Here is a 1,932-nt window from a genome sequence, read left to right as displayed (position 1 = left end):
CCAGCGTGCCGACCGGGTCCCCGGCCGCCAGCCCGCCGCTGCGGATGCGGGCGTCGAGCGCCTCGGCCAGCCGCTCCGCCCGGGTCCGCGCGCCGCCGGCCGGCAGGCCGGCCCCCGGGTGCCGGAAGCTCGCGGAGCCGTCGGTCGAGCCGGCGCCTTGTCCCTCGCCGTTGTTGTCAGGCATAGTCGCCATGGAAACACAAAACCTCCGAACCTTTAAAGGGTTTCACCTTCGAAGGTTGCGTCGACAGGAGACGGCACATGCGCGTGGTCGGATTCCGCAGGCAGGGCACCGCGACCGAGGTCGGATGCCTCTCACCGGACGGACACGAGGTGACGGTGCTGGCCGGGCTGGAGGAGTTCTGGTCCGATCCCCGCGGCCACCTCGCCCGTGGGCCCGGCGAACCCGCCGTCGCCGTGTCCGCAGGAGAACTGGTCCCGCCGGTGCTGCCGGACGCCCGGGTGATCTGCGTCGGCCTGAACTACCTCGAACACGTCGCCGAAGGCTCCTTCCGCGACCGTGAACTCCCCGCCCACCCCACGCTGTTCGCCCGCTGGACCCAGTCACTCACGGTGGACGGCGCCGAAGTACCCGTGCCGTCCGGGGAGGACGGACTCGACTGGGAGGGCGAGATCGTCGCGTGGGTCGGCGCCCCCCTCGTGGACGCCTCGCCGCAGGAGGCCCTGGCGGCGGTCGTCGGCTACTCGGCGTTCAACGACCTCACCTCACGCCGGGCCCAGAAACTCACCTCGCAGTGGATCCTCGGCAAGAACGGCGACCGCTCCGGCCCGCTGGGACCCCTCGTCCCCGCCGCCGAGGTGGGCGACCTGCGGGACGGGCTGCGACTACGCACCTACGTCAACGGCGAGGTGGTCCAGGACGGCAGCACCGCCGACATGGTGTACGGCGTCGGCGACACACTCGCCCACATCTCCCGCACCCTCACCCTGCGCCCCGGCGACCTGCTCGCCACCGGCACCCCCTCCGGCGTCGGGTACGCCCGCACGCCACCGTGGCTGCTCCAGCCCGGCGACACCGTCGAGGTCGAGGTGGAGCGCATCGGACGGCTGCGCAACACGGTGACCGGCAACGAAGCACGCGTGGCGGCCGTCAGCACGCGACCGTCCGCGCAGACGGGCTGACCGGCCCGCCGCATCCGCGGCCCCGGCCACACGAAGGAGGGCGCAAGAACGCGATCGGCCGGCACACCGGGGCGACGGCCGCGCACCGCGCTGACCGGCGTGCCGGCCACGGGACGGGAAGGGGCGTCGACCGGAGGCCGAACTCCCGGTGCCGCAGGAGCCGACGCGCGGCTCTCGGCCGCAGTGCCACCGGAGCATGCGGTACCCGCAAGGTATCGGGCCGACCGCCGAGCGGCAGCAGTCCCGCACGCCCTGAACGGTGCGGGCCAGGCGAAAACGCCGACCGATCACGGTCACGATCCGGCTCAGGGATCCCGCACGGGTCCATACAGCCGTGCGCGGTCGGCCCCCTGGCCAGCTCACCTCCGCTCCTACCGCGCGAACCGCCTCGCGCTCAGCCCCAGCGACGACGGGGACCGGGCTGCCCGGCGGGCAGCCGACGCACAGTTGGCCGCCCGGATACGGGCGGTGCACCAGAAATCGGACGGCACTTACGGAACCCCAAGGATCACCGCCGGGCTCCGCGAGACGAACGGTGAGGCGGTCAACCACAGGTCGCCAGGATCATGCGGGAGTCCGGGATCGAAGGGGTCCGGTTGCGCCGCCGGCACCGCACCACCGTCCCCGACCTGGCTGCGGCCAAGGCTCCGGGCCTGACCGGCCGCTACTTCACCGCGGACAAGTCGAACACGAAGTACCGCCCGCTGTGCCGGGTCGTACGTCCAGTTCGACGGCGACGCCTGGCTCACCCGTGCCCTGGCCGCGTACCGCGGGCGCTACGCCGGCCTG

3 protein-coding genes and 1 pseudogene are annotated in these 1,932 nt (G+C 73.1%); 3 read left to right on the top strand and 1 reads right to left on the bottom strand.

Features of this window, described 5'->3' with window-relative positions; genetic code table 11:
* Positions 1–184, bottom strand: a 184-nt coding sequence (locus RIF68_RS35510; protein ID WP_309055724.1) for a hypothetical protein, incomplete at its 3' end; no start/stop codon positions are given.
* Positions 185–261: 77 nt separating this feature from the next.
* On the opposite strand from RIF68_RS35510, the gene RIF68_RS35505 reads away from it, so the two are divergent.
* The 3 genes and pseudogenes from RIF68_RS35505 to RIF68_RS36605 all read left to right on the top strand — a co-directional run.
* Positions 262–1,143 (top strand): fumarylacetoacetate hydrolase family protein, encoded by an 882-nt coding sequence (locus tag RIF68_RS35505; protein WP_309055722.1) that lies wholly within the window; start codon positions 262–264, stop codon positions 1,141–1,143.
* A gap of 99 nt (positions 1,144–1,242) precedes the next feature.
* The gene (locus RIF68_RS36610) at positions 1,243–1,800 is read left to right on the top strand and encodes a transposase (protein ID WP_375165796.1); all 558 of its coding nucleotides are present in this window, start codon (positions 1,243–1,245) and stop codon (positions 1,798–1,800) included.
* Positions 1,710–1,932 (top strand): annotated as a pseudogene (locus RIF68_RS36605) (hypothetical protein); the annotation flags it as partial. The gene RIF68_RS36610 and the pseudogene RIF68_RS36605, both read left to right, overlap by 91 nt.

Origin of the sequence: Streptomyces sp., from assembly GCF_031178505.1 — a bacterium.
GTDB lineage: Bacteria > Actinomycetota > Actinomycetes > Streptomycetales > Streptomycetaceae > Streptomyces > Streptomyces gulbargensis.
This window is presented reverse-complemented; position numbering and strand designations above follow the sequence as displayed.

What these genes read in the sequence shown, in the direction of transcription:
- RIF68_RS35505 (WP_309055722.1), top strand. Translation starts at nt 262, where the DNA reads ATGCGCGTGGTCGGATTCCGCAGGCAGGGCACCGCGACCGAGGTCGGA.